We start from the raw sequence: 26,475 nt of genomic DNA, 5'->3' as shown, positions 1-26,475 counted from the left end.
TCCAGCGCTGGTGACCAGACCTAGAAGGTCTGCCTCCAAAGGATCAATGTCGGAAATGACGGTTGCCCGTGAAGATCATCGCGATGCCGTGCTCGTCGCACGCGTCGATGACCTCCTGGTCTCGGCGCGAGCCGCCCGGCTGGATGATCGCCTTGACGCCGGCTTCGGCGGCTGCGTCGACGCCGTCGCGGAACGGGAAGAACGCGTCGCTGGCCAGCACGGCGCCGTCGAGCTCTTCGCGCGCCTTTTTGACGGCGATCTCGACCGCGTCGACCCGGCTCATCTGCCCGGCGCCCACGCCCACGGTGCGCGTGCCCTTGCCGATGACGATGGCGTTCGATTTGACGTGCTTGCACGCCTTCCACACGAACGCGAGCGCGGCGACCTCCTCGTCGGTCGGCTTGCGCTCGGTGGGCACTTCCAGCGAGGCGAAGTCGCGCTCGATGCGCGGGTCGGTCTCCTGGACGAGGTAGCCCAGCGCGGTGGCGCGGATCACGTACGGGGCGCTGGTGAGCGACTCGGGCACGCGCAGAATGCGCAGGTTCTTTTTGCGCGTGAGCACCTCGAGGGCGTCGTCGTCGAAGGCCGACGCGGCGACGATCTCGAAGAAGTGGTCGTCGAGCTTTTCGGCCAGCGAGGCGTCCACCGTGCGGTTGAGCGCGACGATGCCGCCAAAGGCGCTCATCGGGTCGCAGGCCAAGGCGCGGTCGTAGGCGTCTTCGAGGTCGTCGCCCAGCGCGCAGCCGGCGGGGTTGGTGTGCTTGATGATCGCGCAGCCGGGCTCGTCGAACTCGCGCACGATGTCGAGCGCGGCGTCCAGGTCGACCAGGTTGTTGTAGCTGAGCGCCTTGCCGTGCAGCTTCTCGAGGCCGCCCATGTCGACGTCACCCTCGCGGGTGTAGATGGCGCCCTTCTGGTGCGGGTTTTCGCCGTAGCGAAGCTCCTGGTGCTTGACCAGGTTCAGGTCGAGGCGACCGGGCAGACCGTCTTCGTCGGCGCTCTGGAGCTCACCCTGCAGGTACTCGACGATCGCCGAGTCGTACGAGGAGGTGTGCTCGAAGGCCTTGAGCGCCAGCTCGCGGCGAAGCGCGAGGCTCGGCTCGCCGTCGTCGGCGACCGCAGCAGCCACGCGCTCGTAGTCGGCGCTGTCGACGACCACGGTGATCGATTCGTGGTTCTTGGCCGAGGCGCGAAGCATCGTCGGCCCGCCGATGTCGATATTCTCGATGGCGTCCTGAAAGGTCGCGTCCGCCTTGGCGACGGTCTCGCGGAACGGATACAGGTTGACCGCCACGATGCGGATGTCCGGAATCTGGTGTTCTTCGAGGGTGGCGACGTGCTCGTCGAGATCGCGCCGGCCCAGCGTGGCGCCGTGGATCTTGGGGTGCAGAGTCTTGACGCGTCCGTCGAGGATCTCGGGGAAGCCGGTGATCTCGGAGACCTTGGTGACCTCCACACCGCCTTCGGCGAGCTTGCGGGCAGTGCCGCCGGTCGAGATGATCCGGTAGCCCGCCTCGACGAGTCGTTGGGCGAAGGGGACGATGCCGGTTTTGTCCGACACACTAATGAGCGCGTACCTATCAGCCATGGCAGAATTCCTCTGGTTTAGATGACCACGGGGGTTGCAACGTGATTTGTAGCCCGTGGTCTGCCCTCCTCGCCCAAACCTAAGACGAATGGGGAGGAGGGCACGCCACAGGCAACAAACGCCGAGGCACTTCTGCACATGACAGCCTCTGGCTCGAGCATTCCTGTAAGACAGAAAGGAAGTCGAGCCGACGGCCGCCTCGTTCGGGCGTTGCCTAACAAGAGGTCGGGAGGGAGGCAAGGAGGATTTGGCGGGGGCCTATCAGAGGAGGTTCAGGGTGGAAGGGATGGGCGATTCGCAACGATGCCCCCCGGCCGGCCTCCGCCGGCCGGCCAATCAGAAGTGATTCAAAGGCCATGCTAGCTTCTCAGGCTCTGCGTCCGGTGGGGCGAGCCCTTCTCCTTACCCACAAATCTGAAATCGTTTTGATAAGCGGAGGCGCAAGCCGAAGCGCCACCCCTCGCAGCGTAGCGGAGAGGGGTCTCTGTAGCCCCATGTGACCGAAGGGAACGTGGGGGGAGGGGCGATGCTCGACACACCCACGCTTCGCGAATTGACGCATGGCCAAGGAAGTCGTGAGTTGAAAACGTCGAGAAGCGACCACGTGTCGAGGGGCCCCACGGCGCTCCGGGCGTTCCCTTCGGTCACACCCGGCTACAAAGACCCGGCAAACAACGCCGGGTGTCGCTCCGCCTCCGGCTTCGCTCATCAAAAGACATCGAGTCGGAGGCCTTCCACATCCCGTACGTCTAGAAGAGCCAAACGTGGTCGAGAAAATTGTGGGGAAGGGGCGGCGCAGGCCGCCCCGGGGGCACCTCAACCTGGCTGAGCGTTCAACCGGACTTACTCCACCACACCCCGTCGCCGCCCCCACATGCCCACCAACACCAACACCACCAGCGCCAAGCCCCCGGTCGGCCGCGGCGAGGACTGCGAGCAGCCGCAGCCTTCGTCGGGCGTGGAGGGGCGTTGGGCATTGGACGCGACGTCTTGGCCGACATCGTCGCCGACGTCCTGCCCGACATCCTCGCCGACGTCCGATCCGACATCCTCGCCGACGTCCGGTCCCACATCGGCGTCGACGTGGGGCGGCTCTTCGAGCGAGACGTCGCAGCCGCTATCGGGCCGGCCGTCGTACACCGGGAGCGGCCAGTCGGCGTCGACCTCGTCTTCGAGGGGAGCGTCGCACGCCAGGGTGACCTCCACGGGGGCGGTCTCGAGCGCCACGTCGGTGCCCGGGATGGACGCCTTCAGGTAGACCTGGTGGGTGCCCGGCGGAACGCCCGGGTCGATCGGCTGGCCCGAGTCGGGATCGCACCAGGTGACGAGCACCTCGCGGCCGCGCCCGAAGCGCGACTCGCCGAGCAGCAGGCGCTCGCCGATGGCGGGCTCGGTCGGCCATGTGTCGTCGGTCGAGGCGAGCTCGAACTCGAGCACGCCCATCCACGGCCGCGCCTCCTCACTCGGCTCGAGCCACAGCCGGACCTGCGAGGTTTCTTTCAGCGAATTGCAGCCGTCCTGCTCTTGGACCGGCAGCGGCCCCTTGAAGTTCGGTCCGCTGCGTAATGCGCCGAGCTCGGTCGGCAGCGGCGCCGACTCGCAGGCCGTCGCAAAGGTGGCCTCGGACAGCCCGGCCACGGGCATCCCATTCTCGTCGAGGGTGCACAGATCGAGGGCCTCGACGCGGTAGGCCGTGCCCGGCGACAACGAGACGGTCGGACGGATGAAGTAGAACGAGTGGGCGTTTGTGCCGGAACCGGCCTGCGCATTCGGGTGTTCGAGGAGCTCGAAGGGGATCGAGTCGCCCGACTCGAGCTCGTACAAGGAGACGTCGGAGGCCTCGATGTCGCCGTCGTACGATGGGTTCGATCCCGGATACCACGGCAGGCCGACCACGCCCGGGGGTACCATCTTCTGGTCGTAGGGAAACTCGGCGGGTGTGCACGGCGCCGGGGTGCACGCCTCGGCGTCAGCCGGCAGGCCCCCGACGCCGATGGCGGCGAGCAGGCTCGCGGTGATGAAGCGATCGATAGCACGAAAGGTCATGACGCCCCCTTGTCGGGTCTTGGCTAGTGGCGAGCAATCGTCGGTCGAATGGTCGGGACGCGCGCATTGTAGCACAGACGCTCGGGCAATGCCTGTGGGGAGGTTCAGGGTGGGAGAGATGGGCGAAACGCGAAAAAGCCCGCACAGCGTCGGGCGAGCCGTTGCAGCCTGTTACATTGGCCCGCATAGTGTCGGGTCAGCCGTTGCAGCCCCTTGCAACGGCCCGCACGGCGTCGAGTCAGCCCACCAGGCTCGAGGAGCGGGCCGCTCGACGCCAAGTGAGGCGTCCGACGGCGGCCGGATGCTCACTCCGTAGCCAATGGGCCGTTGCAGCAACCTACAACGCACTGCTCGACCGTGGCTGGGACGCCGGACCTTCGGCGCTGCGTCGCTCGGCGTCGGGCGGGCCTTCCGCAGGGAATCACACGCTCGTTTGACGCCGAGTGGCCGCTATTCGAGCCAAGAATCGCTCACTCGACGCCAAGTGGAGTTTTCGACGCGCGACGAAAAAGGCCGCCGGCAATTGCCGACGGCCCGGGTGCTTCACGTTTATGCTGTCGTCGTCGAACTGCGGCTCACGCCTCAGACGGGCGTGGGCTCTTCGTGCTCATCGCGGTCCTCGTCGGCCTGCGGCGCGTCGATATCCTCCGCCGCATCGTCGCCGACGCTGGTGCTGTAGACGCTGCTCGGCGCGGGGACCAACCCGGCGAGGTCGTCTTCGAGGCCGACGTCACGCAGGCAGCCCGAGATCCAGTCGCGGCCGATACGATAGTGCCGCGTCGCCTCGTCGGAGGCCTTGCGCAACTCGCGGTCGGCCCGGGACGCTTCCGCTTCCTCTTCGAGCAGCGCCTTCCAGGCGGCGTCGAGCCGGTCGGCCGCCTGCTGGGCGGCGTCGATCTGGTCGGCGAAGTCTTGGGCGTCGAGAAAGCGCGCGGCGTGCGCGGCTGCCTTCTTCATTTGATCGACTTTATCGGACAGCACCAACCTGCCGAAGTCACTCGGATTGTATCCGTCCAAATAGATCTTCAGGTCACGCGTGTGCGTGCCGCCGACGGCCTCGCCGCGAGCCTGGCGCAGGTAAAAGCTTCCTTGCAGGCCCTGGTAGATGGTCTTGTGATTGCCCTCGGCGGCCGAAAGCGCCTCCAGAAGCGCCGTCTCGGCCTCGCTGACCTCGACGCCCTCGGTGTTCGCCTTGGCGATGGCCACCTCCAATAACTGATCGGCTTTTTGGAAGCGGGCGATCGCGCGGTCGCGCACTTCGGCCGCGTCACCGGCCAACTCGATCTGACTGACGTTTTGAATCACCGCCAGGCACAAGGCCTTGAGGCGGCGGTCGTACTTTCGAATACCCATCGTTGGTCTCACCTTTCTCAGTAAATGGCCCTCAGCCGGGCCAACAAGTGATTAGAACGTGGACACCACACAGGTACTGACGCAGTGCCCCCCAGATGCTGCTACTTCCGCAATGTTCGAACGACGAGCGTCGATGATGTCGGAGGGAGGCGGGCGGCGTCAAGGGGCGGTGGGACCGGCAGGCGAAGGCCGGTCGGGGGAGTTGCGCGTCTGTGAGGCGTGCGTGCATCGAGCAAAAAAAAGCCGCCGCCCAATCGTGGGCGGCGGCTTTTTCGTGTCAGGCGATTTGCCGTGGGGCTACTCGTCGTAGCTGTCGCGAAGCTTGTCCAAGCCGACCGCCTCGACCTGGCGGATGCGCTCGCGGGTCAGGTTCATCAGCTCGCCGACCTCCTCGAGGGTCATGCCGCCGCGTTCGGCGACGTCGAGCGCGCAGGTCTCGGTGAGCTCCCAGACTTCGAGGTCCGGGAAGTTCAGCTTGATGGAGCCGGTGCGCGGGTTGACGTCCAGATACAGGTGGTGCTTGCAGGAGACGAACGGGCACGGCCGGTCGGCCACGCGGCATTCGTCGCGATTCTTGGGGCGAAGGTGGCCCAGCTCGTCCATGACGAGCTCGACCTCTTCGCGCTCCTCGGTCGAGAGTTTTCGCGACGAGATCGTCTTGCTACGCCGAAGCCCCTTGCGCGCTCCACGCTTATTCGAAGTGGTTCGCCGCTTCTTCTTCGTCTTCACCATCGAATGCCCGCTCTCTGTACGACTTGGAATCGGTGATTAGCTGGGCACGAGAGTATCGGTGAGGCTCGCCGAATGTCAATGCGGTCGTTGAAGTTCGAGCGCAAAGTCGGGCGGTTAGCCCGAAAAAACGGCTATTTAAGTAACTGCACGGAGATTGTGCGGGAAAGCCTCGGCGAGGGCTGAGTGTCAAGGACAAGGCGCGACGCCGAGGCGATGCAGCGCATCGTCGAGAAGGAGCAACGCAGTCATTGGCGCTCAGAACCGCCGAGATGACCGACAGAATCTTCGTGTAGTTACTTAGCCCACTCCAGCTCTGCGGGCGTCGGACATGTCGGCTCGGAGCTCCAGTTGCGCACGTGGATTTCGAGCGCGCTGAGCCCGACGCGGTACATCCCCGCGACGTTGGCGCAGGGCTGTGTGCCGCCCAGACGGCGGGCCAGACGCGCGAGGCGCTCGTCGTCGTCGCCGGCGTGCTCTTGGAGGTAGTTGCCCAGCGGACTCTCGCCGGCAGCGCAGCGCCGCTCGATGAGGGCGGCGGCCTCTTTGGGGCTCTCGGCCGACTCGACGTGGGCGAGCCCCCACTCGAGGTCGCGTCGCAGCACCGGCAGGACCTTGGCGGTGGCCGCGCGCGAGACCCGCGAGTGGGCGAAGTAGCGGGCGTAGATCGTGGCGACCGCGGCGTGCGCGGCGGTCGTCATGCAGGCGTCGTCGACCGACGCGCCGCATTGCCAGCCGAGCATCGTGGTCTGGCGATTGCGCTGGGCGAGGCTCCCCTCGGCGTAGGGCACGATGGGGGTCAGCTCGCTCTGTTGCTGGCTCATCGCGCTTCGCTCGGCCTCCGACGCGGCGCGGTCGAGCGCGTGGTCGACCCGCGAGCGCGCGCCGTGTCGGGCGCGTCGCTCAGAATCGGCCGCGCCGGTCTCGCAGCCGCGCGTGCGGCTCCCCTCGAGGAAGTCGAGCCATACGTCGCGCGTGCGGTCGAGTTCGCCATCGATTTCGGCTGCGAGCGGGCCGTCGACCCAAGGGACGTAGGGGCCCTGGGGGATTTCGGTGGGAAACCCCATGTCCCCGGCGCACCCAGCCACCAGCGTCGAGCCGACGGCGAGTGCGGCGAGCACCGTTGGGATGGCTCGGGTGATTCGAGGGGTGGGCGACGAGCTGTCTTGTTGTCTGACACACATAAGCTACCTCACAGGGTTTCGACGAAGCTCAACCTCAGGCCCAGCCAGGCGTTCCACGAGAGTTCGTCGTCGGCGCCCAGGCTGTGGGCGACCTCGACTTCGGCCGGGATGCTGATCGGTTGGTCGTTGATGGAAAAGGCGATGAGTTCGCCGCGGGCGCGGCCGTCGCAGCCGAAATTCCAGCGGCCGGCGGTGTCGCCGCCCAGCGTCACGGCGTTGGTGCAGCGGGCGCGCAGGTCGACTTGATACAGACCGTCGTCGCTCTCCCAGGCGTACAAGACCTCGGCGCCGGTCAGCGGGGCGAGGTCGTGCTGCCAGGGCTCCTCGCCCGGGAAGACGCGATACGCCGCGGCCGGGCCGATGGCCAGGCGGTGGCGGTAGTCGGGGTCGCGGATGAAGTCGAGGGGGATGGCGACCTCGGCGACGTCGACGCGGCCGACCGTCCACTGGCCGCCCTCCTCGCGCAGCTCGAACGAGCCCAGCTCCCAGTCGACGGCGATGTCGAAGGGCGCCGGGACCTTGAGGTCGCGCTCGGCGGGGATGACGATAAACGAGCTCGTGTCGTGGCGCAGGTAGTCGGCGCGCACCACGGTCGCGTCGAGGCGGCCGTCGCCGGCGCCCCAGGCGTACTCGACGTCGGCGAAGGTGTGGCGAAAGCGCCACCAGATATTCTCCTCGGCGAAGTCGAGGCCCATGGTCGTCTTCCAGGCGGCGTGAACACGGTGTCCGACACCGTTGTCGACGCCGTGGGCAGCGTCGGCGACCGCACCGTAGTCGACGACGAGGCGGTCGTGGGGCGGGAAGGTCACCCGAAAGACGCGGCCGCGCTCGTCGGTCTGCCACGCCGGGTCGTTCAGCGCCCGGGCGAGGCGTTCGTCACGTTCGTTGCGCTCGCCCGGCTGCTGCGCGGCGCAGACGCCGGACGCCAGAAGCCCCCACCCTCCCAATGCACAGCACAAGATGTACTTGGCGTAGCGCACGGTTTACTCCGACGGCTGATTGGGGGTCTGTTGGCGGATCTGGCGCTCGTAGTCGGGGCGCGGGGGCACGAAGAAGCTCACGCGCCCGCCCACCAGCGCCTCGAACGAGGTGATGCCGTCTTCGGCCAAGGGGCCGTTTTTGTACTCGACGCCGCCCTGGGCGAAGAGGGTCAGCGGTTGGTCGTTGACGCTCAAGACCACCCGCTCGAGGCTCAAGTCGGCGAACGCGCGGTCGCGCTCGTTCTCGGCGTCGTCCCAGATATGCCTGTAGGCCGCCTCCATGCGCAGTTGGGTCAGCCCGCGGTCGTCGATGATCCAGGCGCCTTCGAGGCCGACCTCCGGATAGCCATAGATGTGGTCGTCATCCTCGCCTTCGATGGCCGCCAAGCCGCCGCCGATGCCGCCGCGGATGAGCAGATAATCCTCGAGGCCCTGCCGGTCGTTTTGCAGAAACTCCCAGTTGATGTGGCCCTGGGCGACGTCGACCAGGAGTTGGGAGCGCTCGTCGATCTCCTCGACCTGGAAGCGCCCGAGGCGAAAGCCGGGCCCCAGATGAATCGCGATATCGTAGCGGTCGGGCTCCGGCGTCAGAAACTCGACGAAGCGGATGACCGGCTCGTCGCCGGTGCGGCCGCGGTCGTAGCCGTACACCAGGCCCTCGGCCTCGATGGGGTCGAGGGTGACGCGCCCGTGCATGAACTCGTGGCGGTCACGGCGGCGCGTCTTGTCGTCGTAGGCTTCGTAGACCCCGCGAATCTCGGCGCTGAGGCGATGGTCGACGTTGGACCCGTCCGAGGGGATCGTGATCGCGTCGTAGAAGCCCAACGACAGGCGACGGCGCAGGTCGAAGTGAGTCTGGTAGATGCGCCCGCGCTCGTCTCGCTTGTGGCCGAAGCGCGTCTCCAACAAGGCCGGGACCATCTCATAGCCGGCGGCCTGCAGGCGGGTGAGCGCGCCCGGCTCGGCCCGCTGACACGTCTTCATCATGCGGGCGATCACCTTCTCGCGCGCCCCGGGAATCTCGAGGTGGGGCTTGGCGACCAAGCAGCGCTTGTCGGCCTCATCGCACAGCATGCGAAACATCTGACCACTCTCGTCCTCGACGCAGATAATCGGATCGTCGCGGTCGAGGTGGGGCATCGTCGCAGGGTCGGCGGCCTTCCAGTCGATCTGGGGTTGTTCGAGGTCGCCTAGTCCAGACTTGGAGGACGTTTCGTCCACCTCGGCACCCTGCTCTGCTTGCTGGGCCTGGGCGCTCGTCGCCCACAGGCTCAGGGCCACTACGCAGGCCTTGGAGAGTCGTTTCGTCCACTTCATTGCTTCCTCCGGGCGTTGGTTAACGCTTGGTTTGTCGCTCGAGTGCGACATGGTTGTCCGGGGGTTATTGCAACGGGGGTGCCAAGCCTCCCCCCAGCTCCGCTACGCTTCGCAGGGGGCTATCAAATCGGGGATTCCGCCCAAAGGCTCACAGTTCGTCAGCCGCGCACAATTGATTACGTGTCGTCTGTGTCGCGGATTGCCGAGGAGCTTCTGCGGTGAAGGCGTTGCTCCAATCGAGGCCTACGCCACCTGGAGCCCGCAGGGCGTAACTCGTTTTGATAGCCCCCTGCGTAGGGAGCGTAGCGAACGAAGCTGGGGGATGGAGGCGCGATTGCCAAAAGCGTCACGCCAAGTCGAGGGGGGAGGTGTTGAATCGTGGGTCGCCGAAGGCTCGAGCATCGAGCCCAATCGCCCGCAAACACGCCGTATAGAGGTCATTGGCCGCCCGATTCGTCCCGTCCCCGACGCGGTGGTGGTAGCCGGTGCGGATTTGGCCGGCGCCGCCGCAGACCATGTAGAGCTTTTCGTCGTGGCTGTGCGAGGAGGGGTTGGCGACTTCGGTGCCGGCCAGCAGGACGGTGTTGTCGAGGACAGTGTGGCCGTCGGCGTCGAGGTAGTGGGGGTCGTCGAGCTTTTCGAGCAGCGTGCGCAGCAGCTGCATCTGGAAGCGGTTGTAGCGCAGGAAGTCGTTGTCGCGGTTGCTCGCCCACTCGTGGCCGAGCTTGTGCTGGGGCCCTTCGAGGCCGGGGAGTTCGAGGTCTTCGGCGCCGCAGCCGGTCATCACGCTGGCGTAGCGGGTGGCGTCGCAGCGAAGCGCCATGGCGACGAGCTCGGCCTGCAGGTCGAAGACCTCGGCGTATTGCGAGAAGAGCGTGTCTTCGTAGGAGCGCGGGGCGTCGGGGCGGGTGCACGCGGCGAGCAGCTCGGCGTCGACGCGCACGGCGCGGCGCTCGAGGTCGCGCACCGCGTCGAGGTGGTCGGAGAGCATCGCGCGGCTGGTGTTGGTGAGCCCGTAGCGCTCGCTCGTGACGCGATTGTACTCGCCCACGACGGTGTCGAGGACGCTGCGCTCGTAGCGTTTTTCGCGGCTCGAGGGCGTGCCGTCGAGGGGTTCGGCCTCGCCGAAGATGCGCCGGAAGGTGTTGAGCGGGTTGACGATGGGCGGGTTGGGCTGGTTGACGCCGCGCCACGACTTGACGTGGTAGGTGCGCGTGTGGATCGGCTCGCGCATCACGCCGACCTCGAGCGAGCCGAGCGAGGTGTTCGGCCGGCTCTTTTGCAGCGCGAATTGGTCGAGCGACGGGCCGCCGGCGGAGTGGGCGTAGCGCTTGCCGGTGTGGTCGACCTGGTCGGTCTGCAAGAACGGGTTGGGCCAGCCGACGGCAAAAGCGCCGCCGCCGCGCGAGTGCGGGTCGCCCGAGCCCTCCTTGGCGGCCGGGTCGTGGAGCCCGGAGATGAGCGCGATCTTGTCCTTGAGCGGCGCCAGGGGCTCGAGCGCGCCCTTGAAGGCGAAGTCGCGGCCGGTGCGCTCGGGGAGCCACAGGTCGCTGGGGCTTCCGTTGGGAAAGAAGAAGGTCACGAGGCGTCTGGGTGCATGCGCGTCGGCGGCGTGGGCTCCCGAGCCGGTGAGCATGAAGTCGAGCACCGGCAGCGAAATGGCGACCGTCCCGGCGCCTCGAAGGAAGGCGCGGCGGGTGGTCTTGCTGTTTTCACTTCGGCTGCGCTTGTCACTTTGCTTGCGCTTGTTACTCAGATCGCTCATGGGGCCTCCTTCGTCGCCGGAGTGCGCGTGTAGCGAAAGGCGTCGCTTGTGACGACGCCCAGGACGAGCTCTCCGTACGTGCGTCCCTCGTCGGTGAATCGCTCGCGCACGGCCCGCAGGTCGCAGACGTCGGCGGGCCCGGGAGGCCGGCCGATGGCGTATTGGTAGACGTTTTGGACCATGCACGTCTCGACGGCGTCGCTGTCGTGCAAGATCTGGCCGAGCTCGGGGGCGCCGTAAAATTCGACCGGATCGTCGTCGGTCTCCAGGCGTCCGGAGGCGTCGACCTGGGCACCGTTGGGCTCGTGGGTGCGGAAGGCGCCCATCGGGCCGTAGTGCTCGAAGCCGAAGCCGACCGGGTCCATCATCTTGTGGCAGTAGGCGCAGTTAGGATCTTCGGTGTGCTGGGCGAGGCGCTCGCGTGTGGAGGCGTCGGGCGCCACCTCGGGTGCGTCGCTCGAGGCGTCGCCCGGCGGCGGAGCGACCGGCTGACACATGAATTGGGTGCGCACGTACAGCCCGCGCTTCACTGGCGAGGTGCTCTCGTTGGTCGACGTGAGCGCAAGGATGCTCGCGTGCGTCAACAGGCCCTGGCGCTCGTCGATCTCGCTCAGGTCGTACTCGGCCTCACCCTCGACGGGCTCGAAGCCGTAGAGTTTGGCCAAGTCGGCCGTCGTCCAGGTCTTCTGGGCGGTGAAGACGCTCAGCAAGTCGGCGCGCTCCTCCCAGATGATCGCCTCGAAGAGCCGGTAGGTCTCGGCCTTCATCGCCTCGACGAGGGCGCGGGAGAATTCGGGGAAGGCGGCCTCGTCGCGCTCGATGGTGTCGAGGAAGTCGAGGCGCAGCCACTCGTCGAGGTAGCTTCGAAGCGCGCGTCGGGCGCGCCGATCTTCGAGCATGCGCTCGGCCTGGGCGGCGATCTGGTCGGCGGTCTGCAATTCGCCCGCGGCGGCCGCTTCGAGGAGCACTTTGTCGGGCGCCGAGTGCCAGATGAAATACGACAGCCGGGAGGCCATCACGTAGCCGGTGACGAGGCGCACGCCGTCGGTGACGTCGGGGCCGGAGAGGTCGAGCGAGCTCGAGAAGGGCCCGACGAGCTCGACGCCGTCGATCGCGACCTCGCCGTCGGCTGTCAGCGCGACGACCTGCCGGCCGCCCTGCTCTTCGCCGACCTCGAAGCCCGCGGTATACGGCGACGAGACGATCGCCTCGACCGGCCAGCGCTCGACCTGGCGCGAGCCGAAGTCGAGGCTCAAGCTCGCCGCCTTGGCGCCCGGAGCGAGCGCGGCGTCGACGCTGATTCGGTAGCGGCCGGGTTGGAGGTCGAGCTTTTTGGTGCGTGCGCCGTCGGCGCTGTGCTCGAACTGGCTCGCGTCGAAGGTACGCCTGGGCAGGCGCGCCTCGGGGTGGCGAGCCTCGAGCCGGTAGAGGAATTGCGGCGACTGGACCATCGCCTCGACGACGAGGCGCGCGGCGCGCTCGAAGCCGTCGCCCTCCGACTCGACGACGCGAAAGAGGCGCGCGAAGCGCTCGACCTCGGCGTCGGTCATGGGACGCCGAAAGAGTTGGAGGCCTAGGTCGCGCAGGAACGCCCGCTCGCAGGCGGAGTCGCCGAGCGTGCAGCTCGCGCGCTCGCCGAGGGCGTCCGGGTCGAGTCGCTCGGCGACCTCGCCGGCGATATGCGCGTACTGCTCGATGCGCCGCCCGGAGACGGACAGGCCGATGGCCGTGTTCTTGAAGCCGGCGACGTACGAGTCACCGGGCAGCCGAGCGCGCAGGTCGGCGATGTCGACGCCGAGCACGTCGCCCACCGTGTTGACATACTCCTCGTTGGTCAACCGACGCACGTAGTGCGGGCCGGGGTCGACGCGCGGGCTCGAGCAGTCGACCGAGGGGTCGAAGAGTGGGTTTTCGGGCTCGGTGGGCGCGGGGCGCGGTGTGGGTCGCTCGACCTGGAGCGTGCCGAGGTCGCAGCCGGTGAGGAACAGGCAAATTGCTGCGCTCAAAATGTAGAGTCGGCTGCGCATTGTGCGATCAACTGTGGGTGGTGAGGCTCTGTGAAAGAATAGAGTTGGGAGCGGTCGTGTTCAAGGTGGTGGTGCTAGCGAATTTCGTGACAACTGTAGCCGTTCACGGTTACAATGACGCGGCTCAGTCTCCTTAAATTCAGCCACCACCCGATGTCGATCGACCAGCGCGCAAAGAACGTCCACTACTCGGTGCCCTACCTCGTCGGCATCTTGGCCGACCAGGGCCTGTTGACCGACGAGCAGGCGAGTCAGGTGCGCTCGCAGGAGTCGACGGTGCGCACGCGGATCATGCGTGAGCGGGTCAACCGGGAGGGCACGCGCAAAGCCTCGCGCACGCAGGTCAGCCCTGCCGAGGTGGTCGCCGACTTCAACTTCGTGGCGCCCAACGGAAAGCCGGTCGACCACGACGCGATCGCCCAGGCCATCGCCAACGACGCCGGGGTGGCCTTCGAGAAGCCCGACCCGCTCGAGGTCGACATGAAGCTGGTGGCCAACACGGTCAGCCAGCCGTTTGCGCGCCATCACTCGTGCATCCCGCTGCGCCGCGAGAACGGCAAGATCGTGTTTGCGCTCGACAACCCGTTCGACCAGCAGCTGATCATGCAGCTTCGCGAGGTCACGAGCGAGCCGCTCGAGATCGTGGTCAGCCCCAAAGAAGACATCGCCAAGCTGATCGTGGAGGTCTACGGGTTCAGCTCGTCGATCACCGCCGCCGAGCAGGAGGTGACCGGCGGGGTCGATATCGGCAACCTCGAGCAGCTCGTGCGGCTCAAGAATGTCGGCGAGATCGAGGCGACCGACCGGCCGATCATCAACGCGGTGGAGTACCTGCTGCACTACGCGTTCGACCAGCGCGCCAGCGACATCCACATCGAGCCGAAGCGCGAGCACACGATGGTGCGCCTGCGCATCGACGGGGTGCTCCACAATATCTACCAGTTCCCCAAGGCGATTCATCGCGCGTTTACGAGCCGCATGAAGATGCTCGCGCGCATGGACATCTCCGAGCGGCGCCGCCCGCAGGACGGGCGCATCAAGACCGAGCGCGAGGGCCGCGAGGTCGAACTGCGCGTGTCGAGCATGCCGGTGGCGTTCGGCGAGAAGCTCGTCATCCGCATCTTCGACCCGCAGTCGATCATCAAGGACTTGAGCTCGGTGGGCATGACCGACGAGGAGACCGCGCAGTGGCGCGAGTTCATCCACCGGCCGCACGGGATGGTGCTGGTCACCGGCCCGACCGGCAGCGGTAAGACGACCACGCTCTACTCGACGCTCAAGGAGCTCGCCGGGCCCGACGTCAATATCACGACGATCGAGGACCCCATCGAGATGGTCCAAGAGGACCTCAACCAGGTGCTCGTCCAGAAGCGCGTCGACATTACGTTCGCCTCGGCGCTGCGCACGATCCTGCGCCAGGACCCCGACATCATCATGGTCGGCGAGATTCGCGACCCGGAGACGGCCCAAATGGCCGCCCAAGCCGCGCTGACCGGCCACCTGGTCTTCAGCACGCTACACACCAACGACACCGCCTCGACGGTCACGCGCCTGCTGGACCTGGAGGTCGAGCCGTTTTTGCTCTCGTCGACCCTGGTGGGCGTGATGGCCCAGCGGTTGGTGCGGCGCATCTGCACCTCGTGCAAGGCCAAGACGACGCTCGACGCCGAGCAAGTCGAGCTGCTCGACATCAAGCTGCCGCCGCGCTCGCAGCGAACCCTGCCGGCATACTACGGCGAGGGCTGCACAAAGTGCCGGGGCACCGGGTATTTTGGTCGCACCGGGCTGTTCGAGATGCTGCCGGTGGACACCTCCATCGCCAAACTGATCTCTCGACAGGCCGACGCTCCTGAGATACGTAAAGCAGCGCGTGCCAACGGGATGATGTCGCTCCGAGAGGGCGCCATCCGCAAGCTCGCCAAGGGCGAGACTACCTTTGAAGAAGTAATGACCGTCTGCGCGGAATCCTGAGAGGATTGATGAAGCAGAAACTGCTCATAGCCCTGGCCGTCCTGGTCGGCGTGACCGTGACCGGCCTCTTGGTGGCCGCCAGCATCTGGCCGGTGATCAACGAGGTCGAGACCGGCAAGACCCCGGAGTACCCCGAGGTCCAGCCCCAGTACTACACCACCGATCCACAGCGGGTCTTCGAGGAGGCGAAAGCCGGCGTCGAGGAGCTCGACGGGTGGACGCTCGTCGGCGAGGACGCGGCGACCTATACCCTCGAGGCCGAGCGCGAGACCGACGTCTTCGGGTTCATCGACGACGTGACCATCCGCGTCGAGCCGGTCACCGAGTTCGTCACCCGCGTGAACGTGCGCAGCGCCTCGCGAGTGGGCAAAGGCGACTTCGGGCAGAACGCGCGCAATATCGAGGAGTTCTTCGTCGAGCTCGACGGGCGCCTGGGCGCGGTCAAATTCGACCCCGAGAAGCTTCGCCAGAAGCAGAACGAGGCCGAAGAGGCCTCGGAAGACTCGGCCGATTCTGACGACGACGGCTCCTGACCCCTCTTTGCCTTCCAACTTGTCTCAGTATTTGCGCCGGCGTGTCCTACGTCGGCGTTTCTTTTTGGTGCAACTCGCCGCGCCCCAATTGAAAACGAATTTCATTTGCATCTTCTCCCAACTCGATATATCTACCGACCTGCAGTCTGGTTTTGAAAACGGTTTTCAATATCAAGAGGGTCAGAACGATGTATTGGAAGTACAGAGTGATCACGCTCGGCGCCGTCGCAGCGTTCGCGGTGGCGACGGTTGGGTGTGGAGATGAGGAGCCCAACGACGAGAGCGTCAACAACCAACAAGAGATCGTCGCGCCGGGCGTCGAGTTCGTGTCGCCGTCGGATGCACAGATTGTCGACGCCTCCCCTGTCGCGTTTGAAGTGCGCATCACCGACGCGCCGGCGAGCGGCCTGGCGTGGAGCCTCAACGGCGGCGCGCCGGTCGAAAAGACCGTCGACCTGCAGCCTGGCGATACGTTCACGGAGACGGTCGACGCCGAGGTTGGCCCCAACACCCTCGAGATCACCGTCTTCGCATCCGACGGGACCTCGTCGACCGCTAAGGTCGTCTTCGTCGTCGACGAACCCAGCGCGCCGGTCGTCGCCATCGACGAGCCTGCTTCGACGGTGGTCTTCACACCGAGCATTGACATCACGGCGGCCGTCGACTTCGACGGAGCGCTGGCCGAGCACGCGGTGACCGTCAACGACAATCCGGTCGAGGGCGCGACGCTCTCGGCAACCGACGGCGGCTATGAAGTGAGCGCGCAGGTTCCCCTCGAGGTCGGCACCAATGACATCGTGGTCGAGGTCGTCGCCGAAAACGGCGAGTTCGGCCAGGCGAGCCTGTTGGTGACGCGTGACGAAGACACCGAGGCGCCCACCCTCGCCGACTTGGCGCCGCACGATGGACGCTCGGTGCGCAACCGCCAGGTGGTCGTACACGGCGTAGCCGTCGATAACCTGGGTGTGGCGTCGGTCGAGGTCACCGTGGGTGACGACACCGTTGCGGCGACGTTGGACGACGACGGCCGCTTCGCAGCGCGCGTCGAGCTTGCGCCCGGCGAGAACACGCTGACCCTCAAAGCGTCCGACGAGGCCGGCAACGAAGTCGAGCACACGCACTCGCTCTACTTCGGAAGCCTGGTAGCTGCCGGGGGCGCCCACAGCGGCGCGGTCATCGACGGCGAAGTGTACGCATGGGGCCGCAACAACCGAGGTCAAGTCGGCCTAGGCTTCACCTCCTCGCTCGGCGACACCGACCCGGACCATCCCGTGGTCGCTCACCTGGTCGACGTGCCGGGTGACGTCGTCTCGATCGCCTTCACGCAGAACAGCTCGTTTGCGCTGAACGCCGCCGGCGAAGTCTACGCCTGGGGTGACAACGCCGAAGGTCAGCTATGTGTGGGCGACGCCACCGACGAAGTGCTCGACGAGACCCATCGGCACGCCCCCGAGAAGGTCACCTTGACGGAGCCGGTGGTCGCCATCGCCCGCGGCTACGACCACACGCTCTTCTTGACCGCGCAGGGAACGGTGTTCGCGTGTGGCGAGAACGATGACGGCCAATTGGGCAACGGCAATACCGATAGCGCCGACGGGCCGATCGAGATCACCTCGCTGTCCGACGTGATTGGCTTGGCCGCTGGTTCATCGGCGTCGTATGCGCTGACAGCAACAGGAGACGTGTACGCTTGGGGCGACAACGGTGACGGCAACCTAGGAATGGGTACCTCCGACCGCGATCCGCACCCGCAGCCGGCGCAGATCACCGGGTTGACGAATGTCATCGAGATCGCTGCGGGCAAAGACCACGCGCTCGCGCTCACCCAGACCGGCGAGTTGTGGGGCTGGGGCCTGAACCGCTCGCTGCAGGTCGGCCCCGAGGGCATCGGCGGATTCGAAAGCGACGTTCTCGAGCCGGTCGAGCTCACTCCGGGGATGCCTGTGACCGGCTTACTCGCCGGCGCCAACCAGAGCTTCGTCTATGGTGACGATGCGCGCGCTTACGGCTGGGGCCAGAACGGGTTCGGCAACCTCGGCGTGCCCGAGGAAGAGGACCTCGCCGCCCCGGATCAGCCGGTCTTCGGCTTGGAGGGTTTGGTCGACGTGAGCGTGGGGGCGTTGCACGCCGTCGGCCTGCGTGGCGACGGACGCATCTTCGCCTGGGGCTGGAGCTTCGAGGGCTCACTGGGTGCCGGCGAGAGTGCAATCAACGCGTGGAGTTACCGGATCCCCGTGCTCGTGGAGTTCGCCGAATGAAGCAGCACCGCCCCATTCATGTTGTTCTGTTAGCGTGCTTGGCGGCGTCGGGGGCGGGGTGTACGGAAGGCCCGCCCTCCCCGGCTGCGAGCGCCGACGTCTGGGAGGACACGTCTGTCGCTGACGGGTCGTCCCCAGACGTCGGCTTCCGGGAGGATACGAGCGAGGCACTCCCCCCGGTCGACCACTTGCTTCCCCCGCCGGAGGAAACCGGCGGTGCGTTGACCACCGACGCGTCGAATTGGCGGTTCCTCGAGTTGGCCGAGGCCGTGCCGCTCGAGCGGATCCAGCGCTTCTCGCAGGGACGCGAGCTGTTCACCGCCGACTGGGAGGTCGCCCCGAGCGGGCGTCCGGTCATCGACGGGCTTGGACCGCTGTTCAACGAGGTCTCCTGCGTGGGGTGTCATCCGTCGACCGGGCGACCGCCGACGCTCGGCGCCGATGGCGCGGTCCATCCCGGCCTGCTGCTTCGCCTGGTGCGTCCCGCCGCGGCTGGAACGGGAGACGCGGGAGCACTGGCTGCTCCGGCGTTGGCGGACCCGGTGCTGGGCGCGCAGTTCCAGCCACGCGCCGTGGCGGGCGTGCCCGCCGAGGGCGTGGCGCGTTGGAGCGACGTTGCTGACGGCGACCGCGTCTCGCCGCGCTTCGACGTCGAGGTCGACGAGGCGTACGGGGCGTTGCACCCCGACACGCACGCGGTAGGCCGAGCCTCGCCTCACCTGGTCGGCCTCGGCCTGCTCGATCTGGTCGCCGACGAGGTGATCTTGGAGGCCGCCGACCCCGACGATAGCGACGGAGACGGCATTTCGGGTCGGGTTCATCGGCTCGAAGATGGCCAAATCGGCCGATTTGGCTGGAAGGCCCTGCAACCGTCGCTGCGAGCCCAGAGCGCCATGGCATTCTCGCAGGATATCGGCATCACCACCCCGGACTTTCCCGAGGAGAGTTGCACCGGTGCCCAGCAGGCGTGCCTTGCCGCGGAAAGCGGCGGCGCCCCCGAGGTCGACGAGGAAGGTATGGCGGCATTGGTCGAGTACCAGCGCTACCTCGGAGTGCCGGCAGCACGGCGCGAGGTCGCCCGCGAGCGGCTCGAAAACGGTGCCCGGCATTTCGAGCAGGCGGGCTGCGCGACATGTCATCGACCTAAGCTCACCACCCCCGAGCTCCCCGAGATGCCGCTGTTGTCGCAGCAGACATTTTACGCGTTCACCGATTTGCTTCTGCACGATATGGGCCCGGCCCTGGCCGATCCGGTCGGTGAGGGCGATGCCTCCGGAAGCGAATGGCGTACGCCGCCGCTGTGGGGGCTGGGACTGGTCGAAGAACTCGACCCGACTGCACGGTACCTGCACGACGGACGTGCCGCCACGCTCCACGAGGCCATTTTGTGGCACGGCGGCGAGGCTGAGGCCTCACGGCGCTACGTCGAAACTCTCGAAAGCGATGACCTCCAAGATCTACTCGCGTTTTTGAGGTCACTTTGAGTCGCGGTCGGTAAACGATTACTCCACCGAACGCCGCGCGCTATGATCTTCTTGTCATGGCGCGCGTTTTCTTTTGGCACGTTGGAGTCGCCCACCCGGCTCAGGACACGCCAGCGCCGATCACGGTCGCCATCCACCCGCCTGGCACACCCCTTGCAAACCTACTGCATCGAACGCCGTCGCCGTTGAACCGCCCAACTCGGCGACGACATTTGAAATCGAGCGGTCGCTCGACCGGTCGAGGTTCGGTGCGGAACGATGCGAGGAACACGATGCGTCTGCAAGCTGGAAGGTCTCAGCAATCTAATTCACACCCGAAGTGGACAATCTCGCTCGTCGTCACCGCCCTCGTCAGCTTTGTGGCCGTGCCCGCCTATGCCCAGGCCCCTCTGACGCTGAGTAGCGCCGCCTGGGTCAACGCGACGATCACCTCGGTCGCCGCGGTCATCGCTATGTGGATCGCCGCGATGGGGCTGTCCGCGCTGTCGCTCAAGATGCGCTGGGTCAACCACCACGGCCACAGCCGCCTGACCCGCAACCTGCAGGTCGTCTTCGGCGGCCTGCTGTTGAGCGCCATGCTGATGCCGTACCTGGTCATGCACCACCCGGTGGTGGCCGCAGGACTGCTCGTCACCGGCGTCTTGACCATGTTGGTGCTGGGCTCGAAGAGCCGCCAATTGCAGAGCGACTCGAAGTCGTAAACAACTACTGGGCGGGCGTCCGGCCCGCCTCTTTCGCCTCGGCGATCAGCTCGCGCAACTCCTTCTCGCTGTGCACGCCCGTTTGCTGGTGGAGCAGCTCGCCGTCGGGTTGGATGACGACGAGGGTGGGGATGCTCGACACCCGGTAGGCGCTCGAGGCGCGTCCGTCGTCGAGCACGGTGGTGAAGGTGTAGCCATTGTCGTCGAGGTAGGCTTTGACCTTGGGAACCCGCCCGGCGCCGCGCTCGTCGGTGTTGACCGACAAGATCTGGACGTCTTGGGAGAGCGACTCGTCTTCGGCCAGGCTCTGCACCGCCGGCATCTGCTCGCGACACGGCGGGCACCAGGTCGCCCAGAAGTCGAGCAACACGACCTTGCCGCGATATTGCTCGAGGGAGACCATCTCGTTGGAGCTCACCACCGGCAGCGTGAAGCCCGGCGCCTCGCCGCCTACCGCCTTCGAGCGCTCGGCGCGCTGGAAGTAGAGCACGACGCCGAAGATGACGAGGTTGAGCAGGACGAAGCCAATGATCAGGTTTTTGGTTTTATCGTTCATATCTCTGGGTCCTTCGGACGCCAGGCCCCAAGGCGAGCCTTGGGGTTGCACGGGCGCTGGCTCCGCTGGGGGCAAGCCCCCCGCTCCGCAGTCACTGCGAGTTGTGTCGCCTTCGCTACTCTTCTTTGGTGCGGGTTTGTTTCAGGCCTTCGAAGCGGGCGTTGGGTGTCATGTAGTAGTCTTCGACGTCGTTGGCCATGATCGCGATGTTATCCTCGTGCCACAAGGAAATGTAGGGCAACTCGCGGGCGAGGATCTGTTGGACCTCGCTGTAGATCTGCTTTCGCTTGTCGACGTCGGTCTCGCGCTGGCCCTTCTCGAGTAGCTCGTCGATCCGCTCGTTGCGGTAGGCGCCGCGGTTGGCGCCTGCCGAGCGGTTCTCGGCCGACGGGATATTCTTGGAGTGGAAGATCCAGGTATACAGGCTCGGGTCGAGCACGGACGGCCACTGCAGCGTGGTCATGGCGAAGTTGCGGCTCTTGACGTCGTGGAAGAACGTGCCCCACTCGTAGGAGCGCACGGTCACGTCGATGCCGACGCGCTCGAGTTGGTGGGCGACGAGCTGGGCGAGCGACTGGCGAAACTTGTTGGCCGAGACCTTGAACTCGAGCTCGAAGCGCGCCTTGGGGCCGTCGCCGTCCGGGTCGGGATAGCCCGCCTCGTCCAGGAGTTGCTTAGCCTTCTCGACGTCGTAGTCGTAGGTGGCCACGTCGGGCTCGTACGCCCAGTGATTGGGGGCGAGCATGCCGGTCGACAGGCGGGCGTGGCCCTTGAACTTGTATTTGATGATCGCCTTGCGGTCGATGCCGTGGGCGATGGCCTGGCGCACCTTGTTGTTCTGCAGGATGGGGTGCTCGAGGTTGAAGCCGATGTAGGTGTACTTGAACGAGGGGGCCGACTCGACGACGAGGCGGTCGGACTCGCGCACGACCGGCAGCATCAGCGGGGCGACGGCGTTCTGCACCAGGTCGGCGGATTTGCCCATCAGGCCGAGCATGCGGGTGTTGTCGTCCTCGACGACCTTGAAGACGAGCTTGTCGATGGGCGGTTTGCCGTCGAAGTACTTGTCGAAGCCCTTGAAGACGAACAGCTCGTCGGCCTCCTGCTTGACGAACTCGAACGGCCCAGCCCCGATGGGCTTGCCGGGACACTCCTCGTGGCCCGCGCAGATATGCTCGGGGACGACCCCCATGGCCAGATCGTTCATGAACGGCGCGTAAGGCTCTTCGAGCGTGATGACCAACCGGCGCTCGTCGAGCACCTCGAGCTCTTTGATGCGCCGTGAGGTGCCCGCATACGGGCTGTTGACCAGCTCGCTTCCCAACTCCATGAGCGTGTACTCGACGTCGGCGGTGGTGACCGGCTCGCCGTCGTGAAAATAGATGTCGTCGCGAAGGGTCACTTCGTAGCGCGTCGGCGAGGTCTGCTCGATAGACTCGGCGAGCTCGAGTTGCGGCTCGCCCGATTGGGTGTCGACCGAGACGAGACCGCCGTGCAGAAGGCCCACGAGCTTGGCGCTGGCGTCGCTGGTGGCAAAACGCGGGTCGAGCCCTTTGGGGGAGGAATCGAGGAGCACCACGAAGGCGTCGTCGGGGGCGCGCTCGTCGTCGCAGCCGGTCGCGCCGGTCAACGCAACTGCGGCCAATAAGGTGGCCGCGAGGGTGACCCGAGCGGCAGATGTGTGACGTCTCAATGCAGCCATGTGCAGCACAACTTCGAGGTGAGTGCACCAGTTTCCCGGCACGGACTTCCCGGTACTTGTTTCCCTACTTGGGAGGTACCACGGACACGCAAGTTCGTCGAACAAAACAGGAGGAGCCACGGATCTGTTCCCGCGGTCCTGCCCGCCCCCGATTGGCGTCCTCGCCGTCGTGACAAGGTTTAATGGGGAGTGATCGGGGACTTATGCGGGGCCCAAAGGGAGACCCACACAGACGCGCCGTCCGGCGCGAGGCGGGCCCGGGAGGAGCAACACATGGTGGAACGGACGAGCAGTCGTATCCTGCTGGCCCTGGTGGCCATGCTGGGATTGGCGTTGGGTACGGCGTGCAACAAAAAGGTGCGGGCTCAGGAGCGTGGCGGCCAAGAGGTCGAGGAGACCACAGTCGACGAGCAGGACCGCGAGCGAATCGGCGGCGGGCCCATCGAGGCGCCGGCGCCCGACGAAGCCAAAGAAGCCACTCCGGGGCCGGTCGAGCAGCCCGAGCAGATGCGCGACGACATGCAGTCGCCCGAGCCCCAGGAAGACCTGGGCGAGGACGACGCCAACGAAGAACTCGAGCAGCACGGGCCGACCGAGGGGCGAGAGGGCGACGAGGCGCCCCAGGAGACCGATGAAGAGCAGGACGAGGACAACTGGCGCATGCCCATTAGGGGAAGCGGCGGTGACAACCCTCCCGACTTCATCGAGACGGCCGAGCCCAAGACGGTCTAGGGCTATCCGCCTTTACCTGTCTGGCTTTACTGGTCTGGCTTCACTTATCTAGCTTCACTTGGCCAGTCAGGTGCGCATGATTCGTAACGTCGTTTGACCATGTTGGCGCAATCCTCGTCTCCTGCTGCCTGCACCCGTTGCTTGGACAGGAGGCGACGGCATTGCGTGCTAGATTGCCTCGCATGACCAGCTCTATGCGGACCTTACCCGCCTGCGAGATTCACTCACGAATTAGCTTAACGAGGAGAAGATATGTCTGAGCGAACACACGGACGTGAGACCCCCGCGAGCAACTTGCGCCCTCGATCGCGGGCGCATCGGCGCGAACTCGAGGTCCAACGCGACAACCTATCGAGCTACTCGCAGCGCCCCGAGCGCGAGGGCATCGACCAGATCGACAACCCGGCGATGCTCGTCGGCGGCGGCGTCCTGGCGTTGTGGGGGATCAAGCACTGGCGCTCGATGTTCGGCCTGCTCGCCGCAGGCGTCGGAAGCGGGCTCGTCTACCAGGGGCTCAAACAAAACCAGCTGCTCGATGGTCATAACCTCAAGCAGAAGCTGCTCAACACCGGCGCCTCTCAGTCTACTCAGGTGCGCGCGACGATCACCATCGACAAGCCCGTCGAGGAGGTCTACGCGAAGTGGAAGGATCTGAGCAACCTGTCGCGCTGCATGCGCCATGTCGAGTCGGTGCGGCGTATCGACGACAAGCACTGGCATTGGAAGGCGCGAGCACCCAAGACCAACATCACCGTCGAGTGGGACTCCGAGATCATCGAGGAACAAGAGAACGAGATGATCGTGTGGCGCTCGGTCAAGGGCTCGGAGATCCACAACGAGGGGATGATCGAGTTCAAGTCGCGCCCCAACGCCGAGGGCACCGAGATCCACGCCCACATCGTGTACTACCCGCCGGCGGGCAAAGTCGGCAAGACGATCGCCAACTTCCTGCATGGCATCAGCGACCAGATCGTCAAAGAGGACCTGCGACGCTTCAAGCGCCTGCTGGAAACCGGCGAGGTGCCCACGATCGAGGGGCAAACCTCCGGTCGACGCGAGTCGTCGCGCCCGGCGCTTCCGCCCCGGCAGTCTTCGGAGCGCCCGCGTCCGTCGCTGTAAACCGACCGCCACCAATCGAGACTCCTAGCTCAACGAGGCACTTATGCGCGCCGTATGCTGGATGGGAAAACACGACGTTCAGGTCCGCGAGGTCCCGGACCCCAAGATCCTCAACTCACGCGACTGCATCATCAAGGTCAAGCTGTCGGCCATCTGCGGGTCGGACTTGCACCTGTATGACGGCTATATCCCCACCATGCAGGAGGGGGATATCATCGGCCACGAGGTGATCGGCGAGGTCGTCGAGATCGGCAACGAGGTCGACAACCTGACGGTGGGCGACCGGGTGGTCATCCCGTTTCCGATCGCCTGCGGCAGTTGCCACTACTGCAAGCACGAGCAGCACGCCCTGTGCGACAACTCCAACCCCAATGCGCACATGGCCGAAGCGGCCTACGGCTACTCGCCGGCGGGTATCTTCGGCTACTCGCATATGCTGGGCGGCTACGCCGGCGGCCAGGCCGAGTACATGCGCGTGCCCTTTGCCGACGTCGGCCCGATGAAGGTGCCCGACGGGGTGACCGACGAGCAGGCGCTCTTTTTGTCGGACATCTTTCCGACCGGCTACCAGGCCGCGCTCAACTGCAATATCAAGTCGGGCGACACGGTCGCCGTGTGGGGTTGCGGTCCAGTGGGCCTCTTCGCCATGAAGAGCGCCAAGTTGCTCGGCGCCGAGCGCGTCATCGCCATCGACCACGTGCCCGAGCGCCTCGAGAAAGCGCGCCGCGACGCCGACGCAGAGCCGCTTCACTTCGAGAAGACGAGCGTGCTCTCCGAGCTCAAGGAGATGACCGGCGGGCGAGGCCCCGACGCAGTCATCGAGGCGGTGGGTATGGAGGCGCATGGATTCAACGCCGCCGACCACTTCTACGACAAGGCCAAGCAGACCCTGCGTCTGGAGACCGACCGGCCCAACGCGCTGCGCCAGGCCATCCAAGCGTGCGGCAAAGGCGGCACCGTCTCCATCCCGGGCGTCTACGGCGGCATCATCGACAAGATGCCCATGGGCGCGGCCTTCGGCAAAGGCCTGACCTTCAAGATGGGTCAGACGCACGTGCAGCGGTTCATGAACAAGCTGATGGGCCACATCGAAGACGGCGACATCGACCCGTCGTTCATCATCAGCCACCGTGTGCCCCTGGTCGAAGCGCCGGCGGCCTACGAGATGTTCAAGCACAAGCGCAACAACTGCATCAAAGTGGTGCTGCATCCGTAAGCGCGTACCTCGGACAACAAAAAACCCCGGAGCGGATGGCCGCTCCGGGGTTTTCGTCGTTCTTGCATCTACGCGTTAGGCGACCGTGATGTCGTCACACAGGTAGACGTCCTGGATGGCGTGCAAGATCTTGACGCCCTCGTCGCGCGGACGCTGGAACGCCTTGCGGCCGGAGATGAGGCCGGTGCCGCCGGCGCGCTTGTTGATGACGGCGGTGCGCACGGCCTGCTGCATGTCGCTGTCGCCCGAGGCGCCGCCGCTGTTGATCAGTCCGGCGCGGCCCATGTAGCAGTTGGCGACCTGGTAGCGGGTCAGGTCGATCTCGTGGTCGCTGGTGAGTTCGCTGTAGACGCGCTCGTCGGTGCGGCCAAACGTCTTGCCGCCCGGGTTCTTGACCGCGTTGAAGCCGCCGTTGGTGGTGGGCGCCTTCTGCTTGATGATGTCGGCCTGGATGGTCACGCCCAGGTGGTTGGCCTGGCCGGTGAGGTCGGCGGCGGTGTGGTAGTCGTCGCCGTCGACGACGAAGCCTTCCTTGTTGCGCGTGTAGCACCAAAGGATGGTCGCCATGCCGAGCTCGTGAGCGCGGGCGAAGGCGCGGGCAACTTCGACGATCTGACGGTCGGACTCCTCCGAGCCGAAGTAGATGGTCGCGCCGATGGCGGCAGCGCCCATCTCGAAGGCCTCTTCGACGGTGCCGAACATGACCTGGTCGTAGTTGTTGGGCCAGGTCATCAGCTGGTTGTGGTTGATCTTGACCACAAACGGGATCTTGTGGGCGTACTTACGCGCCACTGCGCCGAGAACGCCGTAGGTCGAGGCGACGGCGTTGCAGCCACCTTCGATGGCCAGCTCGACGATGTTGGCCGGGTCGAAATACTCCGGATTGGGCGCGAACGAGGCGCCGGCGGTGTGCTCGATGCCCTGGTCGACCGGCAAGATCGACAGATAGCCGCTGCCGCCCAAGCGCCCGTTGTCGAAGAGGCGCTGAAGGTTGGCGAGCACCCGCGGGCTGCGGTCGGTCTGGGCGTAGACCTCGTCGACGAAGTCCGGACCCGGCAGATACAGGTTCTCTTTGGAGATCGTCTTGGACTCGTGGTTGAGCAGGTCGTCGGCCTCGTCACCGAGGATATCTACGATCTTGTCGACAGTTGCCATGGCGTATCCTTCCTTTGATTGGATTATGCGAACCCGAATTGGACGAAGTCAGTGCGGGA

At 65.9% G+C, this 26,475-nt stretch carries 19 protein-coding genes and 1 pseudogene; 8 read left to right on the top strand and 12 right to left on the bottom strand.

The genetic code is table 11. The features are described from left to right. Positions 1-43: 43 nt before the first annotated feature. From purH to FIV42_RS22015, 9 genes and pseudogenes are all read right to left on the bottom strand, one after another. Positions 44-1,588: a bifunctional phosphoribosylaminoimidazolecarboxamide formyltransferase/IMP cyclohydrolase gene (gene purH, locus FIV42_RS22055; protein ID WP_141199791.1), complete on the bottom strand. Its 1,545-nt coding sequence runs from the start codon at positions 1,586-1,588 to the stop codon at positions 44-46. A gap of 843 nt (positions 1,589-2,431) precedes the next feature. Then, entirely contained in the window at positions 2,432-3,634 is a 1,203-nt protein-coding gene (locus FIV42_RS22050; protein WP_141199790.1) for an MYXO-CTERM sorting domain-containing protein, read from the bottom strand. Positions 3,635-4,216: 582 nt separating this feature from the next. Next, entirely contained in the window at positions 4,217-4,987 is a 771-nt protein-coding gene (locus FIV42_RS22045; RefSeq protein WP_141199789.1) for a hypothetical protein, read from the bottom strand. Positions 4,988-5,284: 297 nt separating this feature from the next. After that, positions 5,285-5,392 (bottom strand): annotated as a pseudogene (locus tag FIV42_RS31470) (sigma factor-like helix-turn-helix DNA-binding protein); the annotation flags it as partial. A 620-nt stretch (positions 5,393-6,012) separates the two neighbouring features. Continuing rightward, positions 6,013-6,900: a hypothetical protein gene (locus FIV42_RS22035; RefSeq protein ID WP_141199787.1), complete on the bottom strand. Its 888-nt coding sequence runs from the start codon at positions 6,898-6,900 to the stop codon at positions 6,013-6,015. 8 nt (positions 6,901-6,908) lie between these two features. After that, positions 6,909-7,880, bottom strand: coding sequence for a hypothetical protein (locus tag FIV42_RS22030; RefSeq protein ID WP_141199786.1), 972 nt, complete (start codon positions 7,878-7,880; stop codon positions 6,909-6,911). A gap of 3 nt (positions 7,881-7,883) precedes the next feature. After that, positions 7,884-9,197 carry a hypothetical protein gene (locus FIV42_RS22025; RefSeq protein ID WP_141199785.1) on the bottom strand — a complete coding sequence of 438 codons (1,314 nt, stop codon included), beginning with the start codon at positions 9,195-9,197 and terminating at the stop codon, positions 7,884-7,886. Positions 9,198-9,543: 346 nt separating this feature from the next. Beyond that, complete coding sequence (locus FIV42_RS22020; protein WP_141199784.1) at positions 9,544-10,962, bottom strand: DUF1552 domain-containing protein; 1,419 nt, start codon at positions 10,960-10,962, stop codon at positions 9,544-9,546. Next, positions 10,959-12,989 (bottom strand): DUF1592 domain-containing protein, encoded by a 2,031-nt coding sequence (locus FIV42_RS22015; RefSeq protein ID WP_141199783.1) that lies wholly within the window; start codon positions 12,987-12,989, stop codon positions 10,959-10,961. The genes FIV42_RS22020 and FIV42_RS22015 overlap by 4 nt, the downstream gene beginning before the upstream one ends. 114 nt (positions 12,990-13,103) lie before the next feature. On the opposite strand from FIV42_RS22015, the gene FIV42_RS22010 reads away from it, so the two are divergent. The 5 genes from FIV42_RS22010 (at position 13,104) to FIV42_RS21990 (ending at position 19,936) form a co-directional block, all read left to right on the top strand. Beyond that, positions 13,104-14,960: a GspE/PulE family protein gene (locus FIV42_RS22010; RefSeq protein WP_223178631.1), complete on the top strand. Its 1,857-nt coding sequence runs from the start codon at positions 13,104-13,106 to the stop codon at positions 14,958-14,960. 8 nt (positions 14,961-14,968) lie between these two features. Continuing rightward, positions 14,969-15,493 (top strand): DUF1499 domain-containing protein, encoded by a 525-nt coding sequence (locus tag FIV42_RS22005; RefSeq protein WP_141199781.1) that lies wholly within the window; start codon positions 14,969-14,971, stop codon positions 15,491-15,493. 188 nt (positions 15,494-15,681) lie between these two features. Continuing rightward, positions 15,682-17,751 carry an RCC1 domain-containing protein gene (locus tag FIV42_RS22000; protein WP_141199780.1) on the top strand — a complete coding sequence of 690 codons (2,070 nt, stop codon included), beginning with the start codon at positions 15,682-15,684 and terminating at the stop codon, positions 17,749-17,751. Continuing rightward, on the top strand, positions 17,748-19,235 hold the full coding sequence (locus FIV42_RS21995; protein WP_141199779.1) for a di-heme oxidoredictase family protein: 1,488 nt from the start codon (positions 17,748-17,750) through the stop codon (positions 19,233-19,235). The genes FIV42_RS22000 and FIV42_RS21995 overlap by 4 nt, the downstream gene beginning before the upstream one ends. 272 nt (positions 19,236-19,507) lie before the next feature. After that, the gene (locus FIV42_RS21990) at positions 19,508-19,936 is read left to right on the top strand and encodes a hypothetical protein (protein WP_141199778.1); all 429 of its coding nucleotides are present in this window, start codon (positions 19,508-19,510) and stop codon (positions 19,934-19,936) included. A gap of 4 nt (positions 19,937-19,940) precedes the next feature. On the opposite strand, the gene FIV42_RS21985 is transcribed toward FIV42_RS21990, so the two are convergent. Continuing rightward, a complete protein-coding gene (locus tag FIV42_RS21985) occupies positions 19,941-20,492 on the bottom strand; it encodes a TlpA family protein disulfide reductase (RefSeq protein WP_141199777.1) in 552 nt (183 codons plus the stop codon). Between the two features lie 115 nt (positions 20,493-20,607). Continuing rightward, positions 20,608-22,194, bottom strand: coding sequence for an ABC transporter substrate-binding protein (locus tag FIV42_RS21980; protein WP_141199776.1), 1,587 nt, complete (start codon positions 22,192-22,194; stop codon positions 20,608-20,610). 273 nt (positions 22,195-22,467) lie between these two features. Between FIV42_RS21980 and FIV42_RS21975 the strand changes: the two genes are divergently transcribed. The 3 genes from FIV42_RS21975 (at position 22,468) to FIV42_RS21965 (ending at position 25,261) form a co-directional block, all read left to right on the top strand. Then, on the top strand, positions 22,468-22,926 hold the full coding sequence (locus tag FIV42_RS21975; RefSeq protein ID WP_141199775.1) for a hypothetical protein: 459 nt from the start codon (positions 22,468-22,470) through the stop codon (positions 22,924-22,926). 252 nt (positions 22,927-23,178) lie between these two features. After that, the gene (locus FIV42_RS21970) at positions 23,179-24,045 is read left to right on the top strand and encodes an SRPBCC family protein (RefSeq protein WP_141199774.1); all 867 of its coding nucleotides are present in this window, start codon (positions 23,179-23,181) and stop codon (positions 24,043-24,045) included. Positions 24,046-24,088: 43 nt separating this feature from the next. Then, positions 24,089-25,261 (top strand): zinc-dependent alcohol dehydrogenase, encoded by a 1,173-nt coding sequence (locus FIV42_RS21965; protein WP_141199773.1) that lies wholly within the window; start codon positions 24,089-24,091, stop codon positions 25,259-25,261. A 75-nt stretch (positions 25,262-25,336) separates the two neighbouring features. On the opposite strand, the gene FIV42_RS21960 is transcribed toward FIV42_RS21965, so the two are convergent. Continuing rightward, on the bottom strand, positions 25,337-26,416 hold the full coding sequence (locus FIV42_RS21960) for a class I fructose-bisphosphate aldolase (protein WP_141199772.1): 1,080 nt from the start codon (positions 26,414-26,416) through the stop codon (positions 25,337-25,339). Positions 26,417-26,475: the final 59 nt, after the last annotated feature.

Origin of the sequence: Persicimonas caeni (assembly GCF_006517175.1) — a bacterium.
In the GTDB taxonomy this organism is placed as follows: domain Bacteria; phylum Myxococcota_A; class Bradymonadia; order Bradymonadales; family Bradymonadaceae; genus Persicimonas; species Persicimonas caeni.
This window is presented reverse-complemented; position numbering and strand designations above follow the sequence as displayed.